At 75.6% G+C, this 18,638-nt stretch carries 18 protein-coding genes; 8 read left to right on the top strand and 10 right to left on the bottom strand.

Annotated elements, in window-relative coordinates; genetic code table 11:
* The first annotated feature begins 2 nt into the window (after nt 1-2).
* Both CXR04_RS05015 and CXR04_RS05010 read left to right on the top strand, forming a co-directional pair.
* The gene (locus CXR04_RS05015; RefSeq protein WP_101420679.1) at nt 3-374 is read left to right on the top strand and encodes a glyoxalase superfamily protein; all 372 of its coding nucleotides are present in this window, start codon (nt 3-5) and stop codon (nt 372-374) included.
* 26 nt (nt 375-400) lie between these two features.
* Nucleotides 401-955, top strand: coding sequence for a GNAT family N-acetyltransferase (locus CXR04_RS05010; RefSeq protein WP_101420678.1), 555 nt, complete (start codon nt 401-403; stop codon nt 953-955).
* Between the two features lie 16 nt (nt 956-971).
* Here the strand turns inward: CXR04_RS05010 and CXR04_RS05005 are convergent, their stop codons facing one another.
* Together CXR04_RS05005 and CXR04_RS05000 are read right to left on the bottom strand one after the other, a co-directional pair.
* Nucleotides 972-1,319, bottom strand: coding sequence for a VOC family protein (locus CXR04_RS05005; protein ID WP_101420677.1), 348 nt, complete (start codon nt 1,317-1,319; stop codon nt 972-974).
* A gap of 78 nt (nt 1,320-1,397) precedes the next feature.
* Complete coding sequence (locus CXR04_RS05000) at nt 1,398-2,198, bottom strand: methyltransferase domain-containing protein (RefSeq protein ID WP_101420676.1); 801 nt, start codon at nt 2,196-2,198, stop codon at nt 1,398-1,400.
* Between the two features lie 162 nt (nt 2,199-2,360).
* On the opposite strand from CXR04_RS05000, the gene CXR04_RS04995 reads away from it, so the two are divergent.
* From CXR04_RS04995 to CXR04_RS04985, 3 genes are all read left to right on the top strand, one after another.
* The gene (locus CXR04_RS04995) at nt 2,361-2,603 is read left to right on the top strand and encodes a DUF6158 family protein (protein ID WP_101420675.1); all 243 of its coding nucleotides are present in this window, start codon (nt 2,361-2,363) and stop codon (nt 2,601-2,603) included.
* A 240-nt stretch (nt 2,604-2,843) separates the two neighbouring features.
* A complete protein-coding gene (locus CXR04_RS04990) occupies nt 2,844-4,157 on the top strand; it encodes an aminotransferase class I/II-fold pyridoxal phosphate-dependent enzyme (RefSeq protein WP_101420674.1) in 1,314 nt (437 codons plus the stop codon).
* On the top strand, nt 4,154-5,185 hold the full coding sequence (locus tag CXR04_RS04985) for an MBL fold metallo-hydrolase (RefSeq protein ID WP_101420673.1): 1,032 nt from the start codon (nt 4,154-4,156) through the stop codon (nt 5,183-5,185). The genes CXR04_RS04990 and CXR04_RS04985 overlap by 4 nt, the downstream gene beginning before the upstream one ends.
* A gap of 51 nt (nt 5,186-5,236) precedes the next feature.
* On the opposite strand, the gene CXR04_RS04980 is transcribed toward CXR04_RS04985, so the two are convergent.
* Nucleotides 5,237-5,881 (bottom strand): DedA family protein, encoded by a 645-nt coding sequence (locus CXR04_RS04980; RefSeq protein ID WP_101420672.1) that lies wholly within the window; start codon nt 5,879-5,881, stop codon nt 5,237-5,239.
* A gap of 2 nt (nt 5,882-5,883) precedes the next feature.
* Nucleotides 5,884-6,666 carry an MBL fold metallo-hydrolase gene (locus tag CXR04_RS04975; protein ID WP_101420671.1) on the bottom strand — a complete coding sequence of 261 codons (783 nt, stop codon included), beginning with the start codon at nt 6,664-6,666 and terminating at the stop codon, nt 5,884-5,886.
* 149 nt (nt 6,667-6,815) lie between these two features.
* Here CXR04_RS04975 and CXR04_RS04970 point away from each other — a divergent pair, with 149 nt between their 5' ends.
* Nucleotides 6,816-9,383: a phage holin family protein gene (locus CXR04_RS04970; RefSeq protein ID WP_101420670.1), complete on the top strand. Its 2,568-nt coding sequence runs from the start codon at nt 6,816-6,818 to the stop codon at nt 9,381-9,383.
* Between the two features lie 18 nt (nt 9,384-9,401).
* Here the strand turns inward: CXR04_RS04970 and CXR04_RS04965 are convergent, their stop codons facing one another.
* Entirely contained in the window at nt 9,402-10,358 is a 957-nt protein-coding gene (locus CXR04_RS04965) for a LysR family transcriptional regulator (RefSeq protein WP_101420669.1), read from the bottom strand.
* 252 nt (nt 10,359-10,610) lie between these two features.
* Between CXR04_RS04965 and CXR04_RS04960 the strand changes: the two genes are divergently transcribed.
* Nucleotides 10,611-11,036, top strand: a complete 426-nt coding sequence (locus tag CXR04_RS04960; protein WP_101420668.1) for a hypothetical protein — start codon at nt 10,611-10,613, stop codon at nt 11,034-11,036.
* Nucleotides 11,037-11,096: 60 nt separating this feature from the next.
* On the opposite strand, the gene CXR04_RS04955 is transcribed toward CXR04_RS04960, so the two are convergent.
* The 3 genes from CXR04_RS04955 to CXR04_RS04945 all read right to left on the bottom strand — a co-directional run bounded on the left by CXR04_RS04955 (nt 11,097) and on the right by CXR04_RS04945 (nt 16,553).
* Entirely contained in the window at nt 11,097-13,208 is a 2,112-nt protein-coding gene (locus tag CXR04_RS04955; protein WP_234380067.1) for a sulfatase family protein, read from the bottom strand.
* A gap of 214 nt (nt 13,209-13,422) precedes the next feature.
* Entirely contained in the window at nt 13,423-15,534 is a 2,112-nt protein-coding gene (locus CXR04_RS04950; RefSeq protein ID WP_101420667.1) for a sulfatase family protein, read from the bottom strand.
* Nucleotides 15,535-15,683: 149 nt separating this feature from the next.
* Complete coding sequence (locus CXR04_RS04945; protein WP_101420666.1) at nt 15,684-16,553, bottom strand: helix-turn-helix domain-containing protein; 870 nt, start codon at nt 16,551-16,553, stop codon at nt 15,684-15,686.
* A 73-nt stretch (nt 16,554-16,626) separates the two neighbouring features.
* On the opposite strand from CXR04_RS04945, the gene CXR04_RS04940 reads away from it, so the two are divergent.
* On the top strand, nt 16,627-16,935 hold the full coding sequence (locus CXR04_RS04940; protein ID WP_101420665.1) for a 4a-hydroxytetrahydrobiopterin dehydratase: 309 nt from the start codon (nt 16,627-16,629) through the stop codon (nt 16,933-16,935).
* Between the two features lie 17 nt (nt 16,936-16,952).
* Here CXR04_RS04940 and CXR04_RS04935 read toward each other — a convergent pair whose 3' ends face one another.
* The gene (locus CXR04_RS04935; RefSeq protein WP_101420664.1) at nt 16,953-17,678 is read right to left on the bottom strand and encodes a tyrosine-protein phosphatase; all 726 of its coding nucleotides are present in this window, start codon (nt 17,676-17,678) and stop codon (nt 16,953-16,955) included.
* Between the two features lie 101 nt (nt 17,679-17,779).
* The gene (locus CXR04_RS04930) at nt 17,780-18,607 is read right to left on the bottom strand and encodes an aldo/keto reductase (protein WP_101420663.1); all 828 of its coding nucleotides are present in this window, start codon (nt 18,605-18,607) and stop codon (nt 17,780-17,782) included.
* Between the last annotated feature and the right edge of the window lie 31 nt (nt 18,608-18,638).

Raw genomic sequence — 18,638 nt, 5'->3', positions numbered from 1 at the left:
ACATGACTGTCCTCTTCCGGCGTACCGCACCGATCCTCCGCATCTTCGACATCGCCAAGGCCCGCGAGTTCTACGTCGACTACCTGGGCTTCACGGTCGACTGGGAGCACAGGTTCGCCGACGGCTTCCCGCTCTACATGCAGGTCTCCCGCGGAGACCTCACCCTCCACCTGAGCGAGCACCACGGCGACGCCAGCCCCGGCGCCACGGTCTACGTCGAGATCGACGGCGCGGGCGAGCTGCACGCCGAGCTGAAGGCCAAGGACTACCCGTACCTGAAGCCGGGACTCGAAGAGGACGCCGGGATCGGCACGATCCTGGAGCTGACCGACCCGTTCGGCAACCGGCTGCGGTTCGTCCAGCCGAACCCCTGACCGGCGGCGGGGCGTACACTCGCCCGGTGCCCGAGAACGACGTCATCGCGGCCGGCGCCCGCACCGCGATCCGCACCCCGCGCGCCGCGGACGAGGAGGAGTTCCTCGCCCGCGCCCGGGCCAGCGCCGAACTCCACCACCCGTGGCTGTCCCCGCCCGCCACCCCCGCCGACTACCGCGCCTACCTGGAGCGGCTCACCGAGCCGCAGACCGAGGGTTTCCTCGTCTGCGAGCGGGAGTCGGGCGCCCTCGCCGGCTTCGTCAACATCAACGCCATCGTGCGCCGGGCCTTCCTCTCCGGCGCCCTCGGGTACGCGGCCTTCGTCCCGTACGCGGGCCGCGGCCTCATGTCCGAGGGCATCGGCCTCGTCGTCCGGCACGCCTTCACCCACCTCGGCCTGCACCGCCTGGAGATCAACGTCCAGCCGGGCAACGCCGCCTCCATCGCGCTGGCCCAGCGCGCCGGCTTCCGGCTGGAGGGCTTCTCGCCCGACTACCTGTTCATCGGCGGCGCCTGGCGCGACCACGAACGCTGGGCCCTGACCGTCGAGATGACCGACGTCGGCGGCGCCCCGCGGTAGCGGTCGGCGGCGCGGGTCAGCGGCGGCGGTCGACGTACTCGAAGATGCTGCCGTCGGGGTGGCGCGCCACCATGTTGCGCCCGATCGGCGTCTCCGACGGGCCCGCGACGATCTCCGCGCCGACCGACCGGAGCGTCGCGTACGCCTCGGCGACGTCCTTGACCGCCAGTGTCGCGGTGATTCGGCGCAGCACGTCGAGTGTTTCCGGCGGACCGGACATCAGCAGGAAGCAGCCGACCGCGGCGACGGAGACGCCCGCCTGCGAGAAGTGCTGGGCCTGTTCGCCGGTCAGCCTCTCGTACGTGTCGACGGCGGACTCCAGGTCGTCCACGCAGATGCGCAGTGAGGTGCCGAGGATCTCCATGGGGAAGAGTCTAGGGGCGGCGAAGTCCGCCCGGACGCCGGGCCGTTGGCACCGGTACGCGCCGGGCCCGGCGCGCCGTCACGGCACCCGGCACAGCACCTCGCCGTGCAGCACCGCGAACCACGCGCCCGCCGCCGCGCCCCACTCCCGCCAGCCCGCCGCGATCCGCGCCAGCGCCGCGGCGTCCGCGTGCCCGCCGTCGACCGCGAGGCGGGCGTACGACGAGGAAACCGTGCGGTCCGCCCACGACTCGCTCCACCACGCGCGCTCCTCCGCCGTCGCGAAGCACCACGCGCCCGCCGAGGCCGTGACGTCCTCGAACCCCGCCTCGCGGGCCCAGCCCAGCAGCCGCCGCCCCGCGTCCGGCTCGCCGCCCGAGGCGCGGGCCACCCGGCGGTAGGTGTCCAGCCAGTCGTCCAGGGCGGGCACGTCGGGGTACCAGGTCATCGCCGCGTAGTCCGCGTCCCGCGCGGCGACGAGCCCGCCGGGGCGGCACACCCGGCGCATCTCCTCAAGCGCCCGCACGGGGTGCGCGAGGTGCTGGAGCACCTGGTGGGCGTGGACCACGTCGAACGAGTCGGCCGGGAAGTCCAGCGCCTCGGCGTCGGCGACGGCGAACTCCACGTTCGCCACGCCCCGTTCCGCCGCCGCCGCGCGCGTCTGCGCCAGGATCCCCGCCTCGGCGTCCACCGCCGTCACCCGGCCCCGGGGCACGAGGGCGGCGAGGTCGGCGGTGATCGTGCCGGGGCCGCAGCCGAGGTCGAGGACGTGCATGTCCGGGCGCAGTTCGCCGGTCAGGTACGCCGCCGAGTTGGCGGCCGTGCGCCAGCGGTGCGAGCGCAGCACCGAGTCGTGGTGTCCATGCGTGTAAACGGCCATGGCGGCAGCGTAACTCCGGTCTCGTATGACGAGAAGTATCGTCTCGCTATCCGGGCAGCAGAAGCAGTCCCCGCGAACCTGAGCGCGTCCCCCGGGTAGCAGCGGGACCCGGATTGCCCGATCCTGGAAGACGGAGACCGCCGGCGCGAAGGAGAGCCGCAGATGGGCGAGAGCGACCGGCGCCGGGGCGGCATCGCCCCCGCGCGGCTGACCGACCAGCAACTGATAAGGGAGCTGGAGACCATCCACCGCACCCGCCACGACACGCTGCTGCACGGTTCCGCGGCGGCGCTCGCCATGCACAACACCCGCATGGCGCAGCTCGAAGGCGAGTACCTGAGCCGGCACCCCGAGCGCTCCGTCGCGCTCGGCCGCACCCGCGAGGGCGCGCGCGAGCGCGGCTGAGGACCGTGCGGACGGAAAGCGGGCCGGACGGGACGTCCAGGGCGTACGGGCCGGGCAGCACGGCGTACGGGCCGGGCACAGGGCCGTACGCGCCCCGCGCGCCCCGCCGCCCCCGCCCGGCCGCACCTCACCTGACCAGGCGCGCAGCGCACCGCCCCGGTGGCCGCCCGATCTGGGACAGTGGGAGAGATTCGCACTCTTGTGAGCGCCCGACGGGCGCGTGACGGCGGGAGGTGGCGCATGCAGCAGGCCGTCCCCGACGCCGGTCTGCCACCTCCCGCGGAGCTCGTCGACGGCTTCGCCGGCGCCGCCACCGCCGCCCCCGGGCCGCCGGGCGGCGGGCCGGAGCTGCGCGCCGCCGCCGCGGGCTACTGGCACCGCCGCGGCCTGGCCACGGACCCCGGGCAGACCGCCGCCGCACCCGGCGGCCCGGCGCTGCTCCTCGCCCTGGTCGCCGCGGTCGGGGGCGAGGTACTGCTGCCCCGCCCCTCCGCGTCCTGGTACGCGGCGCAGCCGGCGATCCTCGGCCGCGCCGTGCACCGCGTGCCCACCACCGCCGAGTCCGGCGGCGCCCCCGACCCGGTCGCGCTGCTGGAGACCGTCCGGCGGGTACGGGCCGAGGGCGGCGACCCGCGGCTGCTCGTCCTCTCCGTCGCCGACGACCCCACCGGCACCGTGCCGCCGCCGGAGCTGGTGCACGAGGCGTGCGAGGCGGCGGCCCGGGAGGGGCTGCTCGTCGTCAGCGACGAGACGTACCGCGACACCCTGCACGACCCGCATGCCACCGTCCTCGTCAGCCCCGCCGAGATGCTGCCCGACGACGTCGTCGTCCTCGCCGACCTCGGCGGCACGCTCACCCCGCCCGGCTGGCCCGCCGCCGTCGCCCGCTTCCCCGCCACCCGCGCGGGCGCCGTGCTGCACGCCGCCGCGCTGGCCGTGCTCGGCACCGCCGTGCCGCCGTTGCCCCCGCCCGTCGAGGCCGCCGCCGCGGCGGCGCTGGCCGAGCCGCCCGCGGTCACCGGCCGGCTGGCCGCGGGCGTCCGGCTGCACACGGCGCTCACCGCGGCCGTACGGGACGTGCTCACCGCCGCCGGCGCGCTGGTCCGTCCGCCGCAGGCCGGCTACCACGTGTACGCGGACCTCGAAGCCCTGCGCCGGGACCTGGCCCGCGGCGGCGTCGTGGACGCCGTGGACCTGGAGACGGCCGTCGTCCGGGCGCTGGGCCCCGGGACCCGCGCCCGCGCGGTCGCCGGCGCGCAGCGCTTCGGCGACGATCTGACCGCGCTGCGGCTGCGGGTGACGACGGCGCCGCTGCTCGGCGGCGCCGGGGGCGCGCACGCCGCCGCCCTCGCCCCGGCGCGGGCCCGGCCGCCCGCCGCCGCGGCGACTACCCTGACCCCCGCCGCCGCGCCCGTCCCGGCAGCTTCCGGCGCCCCCGCCGCCCCCGGAACCGCGGGGGAGGAGCAGCCGGATCCCGCGGAATGGCCGCAGGTGGCCGAGGCGTTGAGGTCCCTCGGATCGGCCCTCACCGAGCTGACAGGAGTCCGCCGTTGACCAGCCAGTCACAGCGGACGGGAGCCACCAGCCCCGCCGCACCGACCGAGCGCTCCACCGCGGAACCGCGTCCCCTCGGCGAGATCCGCCGCTGGCCGCGGTCCTTCACCGACCGCCTCAACGCCCCCCTCCCCGGCATCGGCATGCTCGCCCGGCTGGCCCGCACCGGCCAGTTCCGCCCGTCGGCCAGGACCCTCGAAGAGATCCCGGAGCTGCCCTACGAGCCGGGGCCGCTGCCCGCCGCGGACCCCGCCACCGTCGCCGTCACCTGGGCCGGGCACGCCAGTTGGGTGCTGCGCATCGGCGGCCTGACCGTGCTCACCGACCCGCTGTGGTCCCGGCGGATCCTCGGCACCCCCGCCCGCGTCACCCCCGTCGGGGTGCGCTGGGAGGACCTGCCGCCCGTCGACGCCGTCGTCGTCTCCCACAACCACTACGACCACCTCGACCGCCCCACCCTCAAGCGGCTGCCGCGCACCACCCCGCTGTTCGTGCCCGCCGGGCTCGCCCGCTGGTGCCGCCGCCGCGGCTTCACCCGGGTCACCGAGCTGGACTGGTGGGAGGCCGCAGAACTGCCCGCGCCCGGCGGCCCGGTGCGCTTCGACTTCGTACCGGCGCACCACTGGAGCAAGCGCACCCTCACCGACACCTGCCGCTCGCTGTGGGGCGGCTGGGTGCTCACCGACGGCGCGGGCCGGCGGGTCTACTTCGCCGGCGACACCGGCTACGGCCACTTCTTCGAGGAGATCGGCCGCCGGCTGCCCGGCATCGCCCTCGCGCTGCTGCCCATCGGCGCGTACTCGCCGCGCTGGATGCTGGGCCCGGTGCACATGGACCCCGAACAGGCCGTGCGCGCCTGCGGCGACGTCGGCGCGCGGCGGATGGCGCCGATGCACTTCGGCACCTTCCTGCTCTCGGCGGAGCCGCCGCTGGAGCCGCTGCGGCGGGTGCGGGCGGCCTGGGAGCGCACGGGCCGGCCGCGGGCGGAGCTGTGGGACCTGCCGGTGGGATCGTCGCGGGTGCTGTGACGGCGGCGCGGAGGGCACGGCGCGTACGCGCGGCGCATGGCCGCGTACGCGCTACGTGCCCTGCCCCCGGCCGCCGTGGCCGCGCAGCCGGCGCCACACCGGCGGCACCACGCTGATCAGCACCGTCAGCGCCACCGCCGCCGCCACGCCCTGCCACGGCTCGGGAAAGAGCGAGCCGCCGAGGATGCCGATCAACTGGTACGTGGCCGCCCACGCCAGACAGGCGGGGAAGTTGCCGCGGACGAAGGTGCGCAGCGGCATCCGCGCCAGCAGGCACGCCAGCATCACCGGGATCCGCCCGGCCGGCAGCAGCCGCGACAGCACGAGCACCGAGATCCGGTGCTCCTCCAGCTTCCGCTGGGCGTGGGCGAGTTGCTCGGGGGCGACCCGGTCGCGCAGCCGGTCCAGCCAGCGCGAGCCGTTGCGCGAGCGCACGCCGCGGCTGCCCAGCCAGTAGAGCGCGACGTCGCCGAGGAAGGCGGCGATCGAGGCGGTGCCGAAGACCAGCAGCAGCGTGTACGCGGCCTCGTGGTGGAAGGCGACGACGGCGGCCGAGCTGACCACGGCACCCGTCGGCACCACGGGCACCAGCGACCCGACGAGCACGAGCAGGAACAGCGACGGGTAGCCCACCGCCTGTTGCGCGGGGGCCACGTCCCGGGCGGCGGCGAGCAGCGCGGGCGGCGGGTTGGGCACCCTCAACGGGCCGCCTCCAGCCGCATGCCCTCGCCGTGCCCCAGCCGGTGCACCGCCACGTCGGGGGCCAGCGCCGCGGCCCGGCGGACGAAGTCGTGGCCGGGGGCGTGGAACTCGTGCGGCCTGACGGCGTCCATGCCGATCGGCCAGTACGTGCCGTAGTGCACCGGCACGGCCGCGCGCGGCGCCAGCTCCGCCAGCGCCTCGGCGGCGCGGCCGGGGTCGAGGTGCCCGTGGCCGAGGAACGGACCCCAGCCGCCGACGGGCAGCAGCGCCACGTCGCACGCGCCCACGGCGCGGGCCATGCCGTCGAAGAGGCCGGTGTCGCCGGCGAAGTAGGTGCGGGCCTCGCCCTCGAAGACGTAGCCGAGCGCGGGCGCGGTGCGCGACCCGTACGGCCAGCGGCGGCCGTCGTGGGCGGCCGGCACGGCGCGTATCGTCAGCGGCCCGGCGGCGACCTCGTCGCCCGGGCGCACCTCGGTCACCGGCAGCCCGCGCGACCCGGCGAGCCGCCCCAGCCCGGGGACGGCGCCCCGGGCGCCGTGCGGCACCACGAGCCGGGTGCCGGGCGCGATCCTGGCCAGGGACGGCAGGTGCAGGTGGTCGGAGTGCAGGTGGGAGACGACCACGACGTCCGCGATCGCGGCCGAGGGCGGCGGCAGCGCGCCGCGGCGCCGGCGCAGGTGCATCAGCCGCGGCACGAACAGCGGGTCGGTCAGCACCCGCACCCCCGAGTCCCGCACGGTCGCGGTGGCATGTCCCCACCACGTGATCTCGACCGGCAACGCCCGCTCCCTCCGCCGCCACCACCAGCTCCGGCCCCACCGAGGGTACGGCGTCCCGCGTGCCCCGCGCGGCCCCGCGGCGCCGGGCGGAACGGGTTGCCGCCCGGCTGTGGAAGGCTGGTACGACAGGAGCGGAGGTGAGACAGCGCATGACAGAGCCGCGGAAGGCGCCCGGCGGGTACTCCGGACCGGGTGAGGAGCCCGCGTCCGGGGAGGGCGCGGGGGAGGGCACCAGACCCGGCCCGGACCCCGGGTCCGGGCCGCATACCGGGTCCCCCGCGGACCCGGATCACCAGTCCCGCACGGAGCCGGACCCCGAGTCCGGTACGCGGCCTGGTCCCGGGTCCGGTACGGAGCGGGACCCCCGGTCCCGCGCGGAGCCCGGCCCCGGGTCCGGTGCCGAGCCGGACGACCGGTTCCGTACGAACACAGACAGCCTGTTCCGTACGGACGCGGACGACCAGTCCCGTACGGACGAGGACCACCCCTCCCGCTCCGCTCCCGGCACCGACTCCCGCGCCGGTCTCACCGCTCTGCGGGCGGCCGCCACCCGCAAGGGCCGCCGCGCCGCCGCCCGCGGCCTCGGCCGGATCGTCGTCGTGTGGGCCGTCGGCACGGTGACGATGCTCATCCTCGCCGGTGCCCTGCCCGACTTCCGGCTCCAGTCGCCCGACGGGGACAGCGCCACCCACATCGCCGTCACCGCCGCCGTCGGCGCCGGCGTCTTCGGCGTGCTCTCCGCGCTGGTGTGGCCCGTGCTCGTCCGGGCCCTGCTGCTGGTGCCCGCGTTCGTGCTCGGTCTGCTCGTCTTCTTCCTCAACGGCTCCCTGCTGCTGATCGCGCTCAGCCTCAACCCCACAGGACGCGGCGAGGCCAACCCGGAGACCGCCGTCGTCGTCGCCGCGGTGATGTCCGCCGCGTCCTCCGCCACCAGCACCGCGCTCACCGTCCGCGACGACGGCGCGTACCGCCGCCGGCTCGCCCGGCTCGCGTACCGCCGCGGCGCCCCCGCGGTGTCCCCTGACGCCGCCCCCGGCATCGTCTTCCTCCAGCTCGACGGCGTCGGCCACGACGTGCTGCACGCCGCGCTGCAGGAGCGCGAGCGGGCCGGCGGGCGCAGCCTCGGCGGGCAGCGGCTGCTCGCGCACCGGCTGCCGCCGGTGATGGAGACCGTCGCCTCCTGGCACGGCACCAGCCATCGGCTCATCCCCTGGCGCACGGACTGGTCCAGCCAGACGGGCGCCAGCCAGCTCGGCATCCTGCACGGCACCAACGAGGACGTGCCCGCCTTCCGCTGGTACGAGAAGGAGACCGGCGAGGTGATGGTCTGCAGCCATCCCTCCACCGCGCAGGAGCTGGAGCGCCGGGTCGCCGCGCGTGCCGAGGACCCGGCCGCGCCCCGCGGGCTGCTGGCCACCGGCGAGCCCGGTGACACCGCCAGCCGCGGCAACCTGTTCACCGGCGGCGCCACCCAGCTCGCCCTGGTGCTCTCGGTCGCCGTCCGGCGGAACAAGAAGACCCGCTCCCGCGCCGGGTACTTCGCCTACTTCTCCGACCCCGCCAACGCCTCCCGCACCTTCGCCTCCTTCGTCGCCGAGGCCGGCCGCGAGGTGTTCCAGTCGCTGCGCTCCCGGCTGCGCCGGGAGACGCCGCGCGTCGGCCGCGGCGGGCTGTACCCGTTCATCCGCGCCTTCGCCACCGTCGTCTCCCGGGACGTCGTCGTGACCGCCGTCATAGGGGACATGCTCGCGGGCCGCACGGCGGTCTACGCCGACCTCGTCGCGTACGACGAGGTGGCGCACTACGCGGGGCCGCAGCACCGCGACACCCAGCAGGTGCTGCGCCGCATCGACCGCTCCATAGCGCTCATCGCCAAGGCCGCCGAGCACGCCCCGCGCCCGTACCGCATCGTGCTGCTGTCGGACCACGGCCAGAGCCACGGCCCGACGTTCGCCGCCGCGTACGGCCTCACACTGCAGGACCTGGTACGCGCCGGCTGCGGGCTGCCCGTCTCGCGGCGGGCCGGCAAGTCCAGGAGCGGCGCCGAGGCGCGCACCGCCGCCCGCGCCGCGCTGCGCCGGCCCGAGCGCCCGGAGGACGGGCACGACGGCGAGGGGCGCCGCGGCCTGGAGCCCGTGGTGCTCGGCTCCGGGAACCTGGGCCTGGTGTCCTTCCCCGAACTGCCCGGCGTGGCCAGCCGGGAGACGATCGAGCGCCGCCACCCGGCGCTGCTGCCGGCGCTGACGGAGCACCCCGGGGTGGGCTTCGTGCTGGTGCGCTCCGAGGAGCACGGTCCGGTGGTCCTCGGCGCCGACGGCGCGGAGCACCACCTGGAGACCGGCAAGGTCGTCGGCATCGACCCGCTGCTGCCCTTCGGGCCCGGCGCCGCCGGGACGGTGCTGCGCACCGCGCGCTTCCCGCACGCCGCGGACATCATGGTCAACTCCTCGTACGACCCGCAGACCGGCACCGTGCACGCCTTCGAGGACCAGATCGGCTCGCACGGCGGCCTCGGCGGCGAGCAGAGCCGGGCGTTCCTGTTCTGGCCCGAGGGGCTGACGCCGCCGGTGCCCGCGGGGGAGACGCTGGCGGGCGCCGAGTCGGTGCACCGGGTGCTGCGCCGGTGGATCGGCGAGTGCGGCGGCCCGGTCGTGCGCCGGGCGGCGGCGGCCGGGGTGCGCGCGGAGCCGGTGGCGGAGGACCAGCACGCGGGGTGACCGCGGCCGGGCGGCCCGTCAGCCGGCGGTGCCGTACTCGGGGTGGGTGGCGAGCCACTTCGCGTAGACCGGGTTGCGCCGCGCCGCCTCCGCGTGCGCCGCGCGCGCGTACATCAGCACGGCGGGCGCCGTGCCCGCCGCCGGCGACTCCGGGTGCCAGCCGATGAGGTGCCGCCAGCTCAGCGGCGTCCCCGTGATCGGCACGGTGGCGATCCCCGGCGTCGGCGGCATGGTCGCCCGGCACAGCCCCACCGCGCGGCCGACCTGCACCAGGTGCGCGCACGAGACGGTATCGGTCTCCAGGATCGGCGTCGGCGTGAACCCGGCCCGCGCGCACGCCGCCGAGAAGCAGTCCCCGAAGCACCCCTCGCCGGGCACCGTCGTCCACCGCTCCTCGCGGAACCGCCCCAGCTCCAGCTCCGGTTCGTCCGCCGCCGGATGGTCCCCGGCCAGCATGAGGTACACCGGGTCCGTGCCCACGAGCCGCCACTCCAGGTCCTCGGCGGGCGGCGGGCTCTCGCCGCAGACGCCGATCAGCGCGAAGTCCAGCCGCCCCGAGGACGCCATCTCGCTGATCTCCTGTACCGACCAGGAGGTGTACGTGCTCACCGGCTCGTCCGGGTGGAGCGCCGCCAGCCGGTCCACCAGCGCCCCCAGCAGCGGCCCGTGCGTACCGCCGAGCCGGAACCGGTGCATGTCCTCCCAAGCGTTGGCGAACCGCACCGCCTCCTCCTGCAGCTCCCGTACCGCGGGCAGCAGCACCTGCGCCCGGTCGAGCACCAGCTCGCCGAGGGCCGTGGGCCTGGCGCCCGCCCGGTCGCGTACGAACAACGGGCCGCCCAGGGCCCGTTCGATGCGCTTGAGCTGCGCGCTGATCGCCGACTGCGCGAGGCCGAGGCGGCCGGCGGCCCGGGTGAGGCTCCCCGTCTCCGCGATGGCGCGCACGAGCTTGAGATGCCGCAGTTCCAGTTCCATCGCCGTCTCATCTCAGGCCGGGCACGGGCCGCTTCCGGAAACGTAGGGCCACGGACGCGGCACCGCAACAGCGCAGAAACCGGCTGGTCGACCGCCCGGGATCCGGACCGTGGGGAGCCGGACATTACCTCGCCGGTAATCGACGTGCGGAGCGGGGGCGGGCACCGTAGGGGCATCGGAGCCCGGACCGGCGCACTCCGGCCCGGGTTCCGGCTCTGACCAGTACCTACGTCGTCCGGAGGGTGATCCGTCATGTCCGCAGCCGTCTCCCCGACCGCCGCCTCCACCCCGCAGATCACGCTCCGCCGCTGGCTCGGCCTCGACGCCGTCGTCACCGGCGGCAACGGGCTGGCCTACCTGGCCCTCTCCGGGCCCGTCTCCGACCTCCTGGGCGTGGGCCGCGGGCTGCTGCTCGTGCTCGGCGCGGTGCTCGTCGTCTACGCCGCCGACGTCGCCTGGCTCGCCCGCAAGCCCGTGCCGCCGGCGCGGCTGGTGGCGCTGGTGGTCGACATCAACATCGCGTGGGCGGTGGCCAGCATCGTCGTCCTCGCCACCGGGGTGCTCGACCCGACCACCGCGGGGTACGTGTGGATCCCGCTGCAGGCGGCGGTGGTGCTGGGCTTCGCCGTCGTGCAGTACGGGCTGCTGCGCGGCATCCGGGCCGCCACCGGGCGCTGACCCGCCCGGACGTACGGCCCGCCGCCCCGGCGCTCGCCGGGGCAGCGGCCCGCGGCCGGGTCAGCGCACCAGCAGCGCCACGATCTTCCAGTTCGAGGTGTCCGGCGCGCCGACGCGCAATTCGGTCACCCGCCCCGACGCCCCGCCGTCGAGGACGAACTCCTCCCACTGGTACGCGCCCGCCGGCACCTGCGGTCCCGGCGCGAGCACCTCCGTCCCGTCCGCCGCGACGACGATCCCGGGCGTGGCGAAGCCGTCGTCGCCGCGCAGCACGGAGACCGTGCTCCGCCCTGCCGGCAGGCGCAGCCGCAGCAGCGCCGCGGGCTGGTTGTTGACCATGTCGCGGCGCAGCACGTCGGGAGCGCCGCGGTCGCGGGACATGGGTGCCGGCGCTCCGCCCGTCCAGCCGTAGTCCGCTTCCTCCGTCCAGGAGGAGTCGGGGGTCAGGGCGCGGTAGGAGGGGGTGACCGGGGAACCGGCCGGGCCCGCGTCGAGCGCGAGGGCCACGTCGTCGCCGTGGGGCACGGCGTAGCCGCGAACCGGCTCGCCGGTCACGGTCCGCCCGTCGATCTCGACGCCGGGCGTCAGTTCGTACGTCGCCAGCCGCCCCGCGGGGGCGGCGACGGCGGCGGGCGGGGTGACCTCGACGTCGAGCACCGGGTCGGTGTCGAGGTCCACGACCTCCCGTACGGTCGTCGTCGCCCAGCCGGCTGGCGCCCCGAGCGAGACCGTCACTTCCGCGACGGGCTCGCCGCCGGGGCGCAGCGCGCGGGTCAGCCGCACCCGTACGGCATTGGGGCGGTCCGCGAACAGCGGCAGGTCCGCGGTGAGTTCCACCGGCGGGCGCTGCTCCCGCGCGATGTCCTCCTCCAGTGCCGTCAGGAACTCCCGGAGCCGCGCGGTCACCTCCGGCTGCCGCGCCGTCAGGTTCACCGACTCCCGCGGGTCCGCGTCGAGGTCGTACAGCTCCGGCAGATAGCGCTGGTCCGAGCCGCGCCGCCGGACGTGCAGCTTCCACCGGCCGTCCCGTACGGCCGCGGCCCGCGCGCTGAGGAAGAACGGCACCGGCGCGCGCTCGCGCAGCCGCGCGCCGCGCAGCGTCGCCGTCAGGTCGGTGCCGTCCAGGGGCACGCCGGGATCCGGCTCGACGGCCGCCAGCGAGCACACCGTCGGCAGCAGGTCGAGGAAGGAGACCACGTCGTCCGACTCCCGGCCGCGCGGCACGGTGCCCGTCCAGCGGGCGATGAACGGCACCCGCACGCCGCCCTCGAAGACCTCGAACTTCCGGGACCTCAGCCCGCCCGACGAGCCCTCGAACCAGGGGCCGTTGTCCCCGGCGACGACGATCAGCGTCTCCCGGTCGAGACCGCGCTCGGCGAGCGCGTCGAAGAGGCGGCCGAGGTGGTGGTCGACGGATTCGATGGCGTCGCCGTAGAGGCCGCCGCGGGAGACGCCGTCGAACTCGGGCTCGACGGCGAGCGGGAGGTGGGGCATGGTCTCGGCGAGATAGATGAAGAACGGCCGGTCGCCGGCCCGGTCGATGACGTCGATCGCCTCGTCGGTGAAGCGCCGGGTGAGCGTCGCCAGATCGGCGTCGCTGTTCAGGGTCTCCACGGGTTGCTCGTCGCGCCAGACCTCGGTGGGGTACGTGTCCGCCGTGTACATCGCGTCGACGCCGAAGAAGGAGTCGAAGCCGTGCCGCGCCGGGTGGTGGGCGTCGAGCCGGCCGAGGTGCCACTTGCCGATCGCCGCGGTGACGTAGCCCGCGGTGCGCAGGTACTCGGGCAGGGTCCGCTCCGCCGTGCCGAGACCGTGCGCGTCGTCGCGGCTGAGCACGTCCGGTATGCCCGTGCGCGGCGGTACGCGGCCGGTGAGCAGCGCGGCGCGCGAGGGGCTGCACACGGGGGCGGCGCAGTAGCCCTGAGTGAAGCGGGTGCCCTGGCGGGCGAGCCGGTCCAGCCGCGGGGTGCGGATCAGCGGATGGCCGTAGCAGCCGAGGTCGCCGTAGCCGAGGTCGTCCAGGAGGACCATGATGACGTTCGGGCCGCCGCCCGCGGGCCGGGCGGGCTGTGCGGCCGCGGTCTGCAGGCGGGGCCCGCCGACCGAGACGGATAACGCGCTCGTACCGAGCGTCGCTGCCGATCCTGCGAGGACATCGCGACGGCTGACCAAGACGGACTCCCTTCGGACGCCGGCGCGTAGGGAGACCGGCAGGTGCCGCCGATCCTCGGACTTCGGCGGCCCCTGCGTCAAATAAGAGCGTATTACAGGTTTATGAAGGCGTGCGGGAGGGGATTTCCCGGCGCCATTCGGGCAAGTCAGCGGCGGGGCGGCCGCGTTGAGCCGCCACGGGATGCGCCGGGGTACGGGCCGCGGCGCGGCCGGGTCAGTGCACCACCAGCGCCACGAGCGTCCACCGGTTGCCCCCGGTGCCGGTCAGCCCCAGCTCGATCGTCCGCCCTTCGGGGCCGCCGTCGAGGATGAACTCCTCCCAGCGGTACGCCCCCGCGGGCAGCCGCGGGCCGGGCTCGATCACCGTCTCGCCGTCCGCCGCCACCGAGAAACCGTGCGTGGGCCGCTTGTCGTCGCCGCGCAGCAGCGAGATCCGCCGCCGGCCCGCGGCCAGCCGCAGCCGCAGCACCGCCGCCGACCGGTCGCGGACCACGCCGCGGCGCAGCGGGTCGGGTCCCGCGTGGGCGCGGGACTGCGGCGGCGCGGAGACCCAGCCGAACCCGGCGGCCCGGTCCCAGGCGGTGGCGGGGGTCAGATGGCGGTACGAGGGCAGCGCCGGGCGTCCTTCGGGTCCCGCGTCGAGCGCGAGGGCCGCGTCGCGGCCGTGCGGCACGGCGTGCACCTGCACGTCGGCGCCGGTCACGGTCCGGCCGTCGACGACGACCCGGGGCGTGAGCCGGTGGCCGCGCAGCCGCCCGGCGGGGGCGCCGGCGGAGGGCGGCGGGGTGACGTCGATCCCGACCACCGGGGCGGCGGTCAGGTCGACGGCCTTCCGCACGGTCGTCGCCGTCCAGCCCTCCGGCACCGCGACCGTCACCGAGACCTTGACCTTGCCGCCGCCGTCCGGCCGCAGCGCGCGCGACAGCCGTACCCGCAGCGTGTTGGCCCGGCCCGCGAACAGCGGGGGTTTCGCGGTGAGCGCCACCGCCGGGCGGCGCTCGGAAGCCACCTCCTCCTCCAGCGCGGCCAGGTACTTGCGCAGCCGCTCGGTGACCTCGGGCCGGCGCGCGGCCACGTTCGCCACCTCGCGCGGATCTGCCTCCAGGTCGAACAGCTCGGGCAGGAAGCGCTGGTTCCGCCCGGCCCGGCGGACGTGCAGCTTCCAGCGGCCGTCGCGTACCGCCGCCGCGTGCCGGCCGAGGAAGAACGGTACCGGCGGGCGCTCGCGCAGCCGCTCGCCGCGCAGCACCGTGCGCAGGTCGGTGCCGTCGAGCCGCACCCCGGGGTCCGGCACCACGCCGGCGAGGCCGCAGAGCGTCGGCAGCACGTCGAGGAACGAGACCACCTGGTGCGACTCCCGGCCGCGCGGGACGGTGCCCGTCCAGCGCATGAGGAACGGCACCCGCACCCCGCCCTCGTAGCAGCCGGACTTGCGGCCGCGCAGCCCGCCCGTGGAGCCCTCGAACCAGGGGCCGTTGTCGCTGGCGACGATGACCAGCGTGTCCCGCTCCAGCCCGCGGTCCGCCAGGGCGCGGAAGAGGCGGCCGAGGTGGTGGTCGACGGATTCGATGGCGTCGCCGTAGAGCCCGCCGCGGGAGCGGCCCTCGAACTCGGGCTCGACGGCGAGCGGGAGGTGGGGCATGGTCTCGGCGAGGTAGATGAAGAACGGCCGCTTCCCGGCGCGGTCGATCACGTCGATCGCCTCGTCGGTGAACCGCCGCGTCAGCGTCGCCAGGCCGGCGTCGTCGCGCAGGGTCCCCACCGGGGCGCCGTCGCGCCAGATCTCGGTGGGGTACGAGTCCTCGGAGAACATCGCGTCGACGCCGAAGTACGAGTCGAAGCCGTGCCGCGACGGGTGGTTCTCGTCGAGCCGGCCGAGGTGCCACTTGCCGATGGCGGCCGTGTGGTAGCCCGCGGCCCGCAGATAGCCGGGGAGCGTCTTCTCCGCGGCCCGCAGGCCCTGCGAGTCGTCCCGGCTGAGCACCTTGCGCACGCCGGTGCGCGGCGGCACGCGGCCGGTGAGCAGCGCGGCGCGGGACGGGCTGCACACGGGGGCGCCGGAGTAGCCCTGGGTGAAGCGGGTGCCCTGGCGGGCGAGCCGGTCCAGGTGCGGGGTGTCGATCAACTCCGAGCCGTAGCAGCCGAGATCGCCGTACCCCAGGTCGTCGAGGACGATCAGGACGACGTTCGGGCCGCGGCCCGGCGGCCGGGTCGGGTCGGGGTCGGCGACCGCAGCGCGGGCGTTGGGGGCGCCGGCGGACAGCGGTAAGGCGGTCGCGCCGACCGCGACCGCGGAGGTGGCAAGGACTTCGCGACGGCTGGCCATGACGGGGGCTCCCTTCGGGCGCCGGCGCGCTGGAAGGGACCGGCAGTTCACGCCGATCTTGCGTGACGGCGGACCTTCCGTCAAATAAAGCCCTACTAAAGGTTTATGAAAGCTTGTGGGTGGGAACCGCCCGGAGCCGATCGGGTAAGTCAGGAGCCGAGCTGCTGGCGCAGGTACTTCGTCGTCTCCGGATCCGCGGGCAGCAGCGTCTCCAGCGCCAGCTCCGAAACCGTCACGTCCATGGGCGTGTTGAAGGTCGAGATGGTGGAGACGAACGACAGCAGATGGCCGTCGTGCGCGACCCGCAGCGGCAGCGCGAACGGGGCCCGGCCGCCGACTTCCCCGACCTCCTCGTCGCCCGCCTCCGGCGGGAGCGGATAGGCCGCCACCTCGTCGTACAGCTCCTTCAGCGCGGGCGAGCGCACCAGCGAGAGCTGGCGGTCCATCTGGTGCAGCAGATGGGCGCGCCACTGCGGCAGGTTGCGGATCTTCTTCGCCAGCCCGTCGGGGTGCAGCGTCAGCCGCATCGCGTTCAGCGGCGGGCGCAGCAGTTCCTCCGGCACCTCGTCCAGGACCAGCAGGATGCCGCGGTTGGCGGCCACCACGTTGTACGCGCCGTCCACCACCACCGCGGGGAACGGCTCGTGCGCGGCGACGAGCTGCTCGACGCCCTGGCGCAGCTCGGCCATCGCCGGGTCGTCCAGCGGCGTCTCGGGGTAGTGCGGCGCGTAGCCGGCGGCGAGCAGCAGCGCGTTCCGTTCGCGTACGGGCATGTCCAGGTGCTCGGCGAGCTTGAGCACCATCGCCCGGCTCGGCCGCGACCTGCCGGTCTCGACGAAGCTGATGTGGCGCGCCGAGGAGTCCGCGCGCAGCGCCAGCTCCAATTGGCTCAGCCCGCGGCGCTCCCGCCAGTTGCGCAGCAGGGCGCCCGCGGTGGCGGCGCCGTCGTCGGGGCCGCCCGTACGGGGCGTGCCGCCGGCCGGCGTACCTGGGGTGACGGGGAGACCGGGGGTCGTCATGTCATCGACGGTAACCGAGCCCCGCGGGGTACTGTCGGCCGGGAACCGCCCCGCCGCGAACGGAGCCCCTCGCATGGCCGTCGAACCGCTTTCCCCGCAGGACACCGAGGACCGGCTCGCCCGGCTGCCTGGCTGGTCGGTGGCCGAGGGGGAGCTGCTGTCGCGCACGTACCGCTTCGACGCGCACCCGCCCGCCGCGGCGATGGTCGCGGACGTCTCCCGCATCCAGGAGGAGCTGGGGCACCACGCGATGCTCACGCTCGGGTACAACACCCTCGATGTCGCCGTCAACACCCACAGCGTGGGCGGCCGGGTCACCGAGCTGGACTTCGACCTCGCCCGCCGGATCGAGGCCGTCGCCCCGGAGCACGGCGCGAGCTGACGCGCCCGGCCACCGCCTCACCCCGGGGCGAGCAGCCGCTCCCGGGCCGCGGCGACCGCCGAATCCGGCAGCCCGGCCTTGGTGAGGTACGCCGCCGCGTCGAAGGTCGCGTGCGTGTCGGTGACGACCTGCGTGGCGGTACGGCCCGAGCGGGTCTGGATCTCGGCGATCTCCAGCGTCTGGTCCGGGTGGCCCAGGGCGGCCGCGGCCCGCCGGTGGTTGGGCCCGCTGAGCAGGTAGTCGGCGGCGATGTCGGCCGCCGCCACCCCGGCGAGCGTCAGCAGCACGAACGAGGCGAAGCCGGTGCGGTCCCGGCCGGCGGTGCAGTGCACCACGACGCCGCCCGGCGGGGCCGCCGCGACTTCGCGGACGACGGACGCCGCCACCTTCGGGACGTACTCCAGATAGGCCGCCCAGGTCAGCGGGGTCCCTTCGAGGTGGCCCCACTCGCGCCACCAGCGCACGTTCCCCGCCAGCTCGTCCACGGGCACCCGGACCAGCCCGATGCCCTCCGGGCGCGGCAGCCGGGGCCGGTGGTCGATGGCGTTGCGCAGGTCGATCACCGTGCGGACCCCGTGGTCCGCGACGGCGGCCCAGCCCGCCTCGGTCAGCCCGTCCAGGTTGTCGGCGCGCACCAGCGCGCCGGGCCGGGTGCGGCGGCCGCCGGCCGCGGGCAGCCCGCCGAGGTCGCGTACGTTGAAACAGCCGTCCCAGTCGAGCTCACGTCCGGCCCGTGCAGCCATCTGAGTCCCCCTCGATGATCGACTTCCGGTCGCCCCCTCAGACGCGGTTGCGGGTGCAACGGTTCCGAGCGGGACGACCGGCGGCCTGCGGGCGGGGCGCGTCAGTTCACGTCGTCGGGGTTGTCGCCGATGCGGTTGCCCGCGTCCAGGCCCGCGACGGCGGCCATGTCGGCGTCGTCCAGCTCGAAGCCGAAGACGTCGATGTTCTCCCGGATCCGCGACGGGGTGACGGACTTGGGGATGACCACGTTGCCCAGTTGCAGATGCCAGCGCAGCGCGACCTGCGCCGGGCTGCGGCCGTGCTTCTCGCCCAGCTCCCGCAGCACCGGCTCGTCCAGCAGCCCCTTGCCCTGGCCCAGCGGCGACCACGCCTCGGTGGCGATGCCGTGCGCGGCGTGGAAGGCGCGCACGTCGGCCTGGGCGAAGTCCGGGTGCAGCTCGACCTGGTTCAGCACCGGCACGACGGTGCCCTCGTCCAGGATCCGCTGCAGATGGGCGGGCTGGAAGTTGGAGACGCCGATGGCGCGGGCCCGCCCGTCCGCGTAGATCTTCTCCAGGGCCCGCCAGGTCTCCGGGTACTTGTCCTTGGCCGGCGCCGGCCAGTGGATCAGGTACAGGTCGACGTGGTCCAGGCCCAGCCGGCGCAGCGAGTCGTCGAACGCGCGCAGGGCGGCGTCGTAGCCCTGGTCGGAGTTCCACAGCTTGGTGGTGACGAACAGCTCCTCGCGCGGGAGACCGGACCCGGTCAGGGCCTTGCCCGTGCCCGCCTCGTTCCCGTAGACGGCGGCGGTGTCGATGCTCCGGTAACCGGCGTCGAGCGCGGTGCGCACCGCGGTCTCGGCCTCCGCGTCGGGCACCTGCCAGACGCCGAAGCCGAGTTGCGGCATCGCGACGCCGTTGTTGAGGGTGATGGTCGGAACGTTGCTCACGTGGGATGTATCCCTCTTCGTCGAAAAGTTC

Source organism: Streptomyces sp. CMB-StM0423 (assembly GCF_002847285.1).
Lineage (GTDB): Bacteria > Actinomycetota > Actinomycetes > Streptomycetales > Streptomycetaceae > Streptomyces.
Note: the sequence above shows the minus strand (reverse complement) of the source record. Positions and strands in the feature narration are given on the sequence as shown.

Bases quoted from the DNA above. Each gene is read 5' to 3' on its own strand.
- CXR04_RS04990 (WP_101420674.1), top strand. From the start codon at position 2,844: ATGCAGCAGGCCGTCCCCGACGCCGGTCTGCCACCTCCCGCGGAGCTC.
- CXR04_RS05015 (WP_101420679.1), top strand. From the start codon at position 3: ATGACTGTCCTCTTCCGGCGTACCGCACCGATCCTCCGCATCTTCGAC.
- CXR04_RS04945 (WP_101420666.1), bottom strand. From the start codon at position 16,553: ATGACGACCCCCGGTCTCCCCGTCACCCCAGGTACGCCGGCCGGCGGC.
- CXR04_RS05000 (WP_101420676.1), bottom strand. From the start codon at position 2,198: ATGGCCGTTTACACGCATGGACACCACGACTCGGTGCTGCGCTCGCAC.
- CXR04_RS04935 (WP_101420664.1), bottom strand. From the start codon at position 17,678: ATGGCTGCACGGGCCGGACGTGAGCTCGACTGGGACGGCTGTTTCAAC.
- CXR04_RS04950 (WP_101420667.1), bottom strand. From the start codon at position 15,534: ATGGCCAGCCGTCGCGAAGTCCTTGCCACCTCCGCGGTCGCGGTCGGC.
- CXR04_RS04970 (WP_101420670.1), top strand. From the start codon at position 6,816: ATGACAGAGCCGCGGAAGGCGCCCGGCGGGTACTCCGGACCGGGTGAG.
- CXR04_RS04960 (WP_101420668.1), top strand. From the start codon at position 10,611: ATGTCCGCAGCCGTCTCCCCGACCGCCGCCTCCACCCCGCAGATCACG.
- CXR04_RS04940 (WP_101420665.1), top strand. From the start codon at position 16,627: ATGGCCGTCGAACCGCTTTCCCCGCAGGACACCGAGGACCGGCTCGCC.
- CXR04_RS05005 (WP_101420677.1), bottom strand. From the start codon at position 1,319: ATGGAGATCCTCGGCACCTCACTGCGCATCTGCGTGGACGACCTGGAG.
- CXR04_RS04995 (WP_101420675.1), top strand. From the start codon at position 2,361: ATGGGCGAGAGCGACCGGCGCCGGGGCGGCATCGCCCCCGCGCGGCTG.
- CXR04_RS04965 (WP_101420669.1), bottom strand. From the start codon at position 10,358: ATGGAACTGGAACTGCGGCATCTCAAGCTCGTGCGCGCCATCGCGGAG.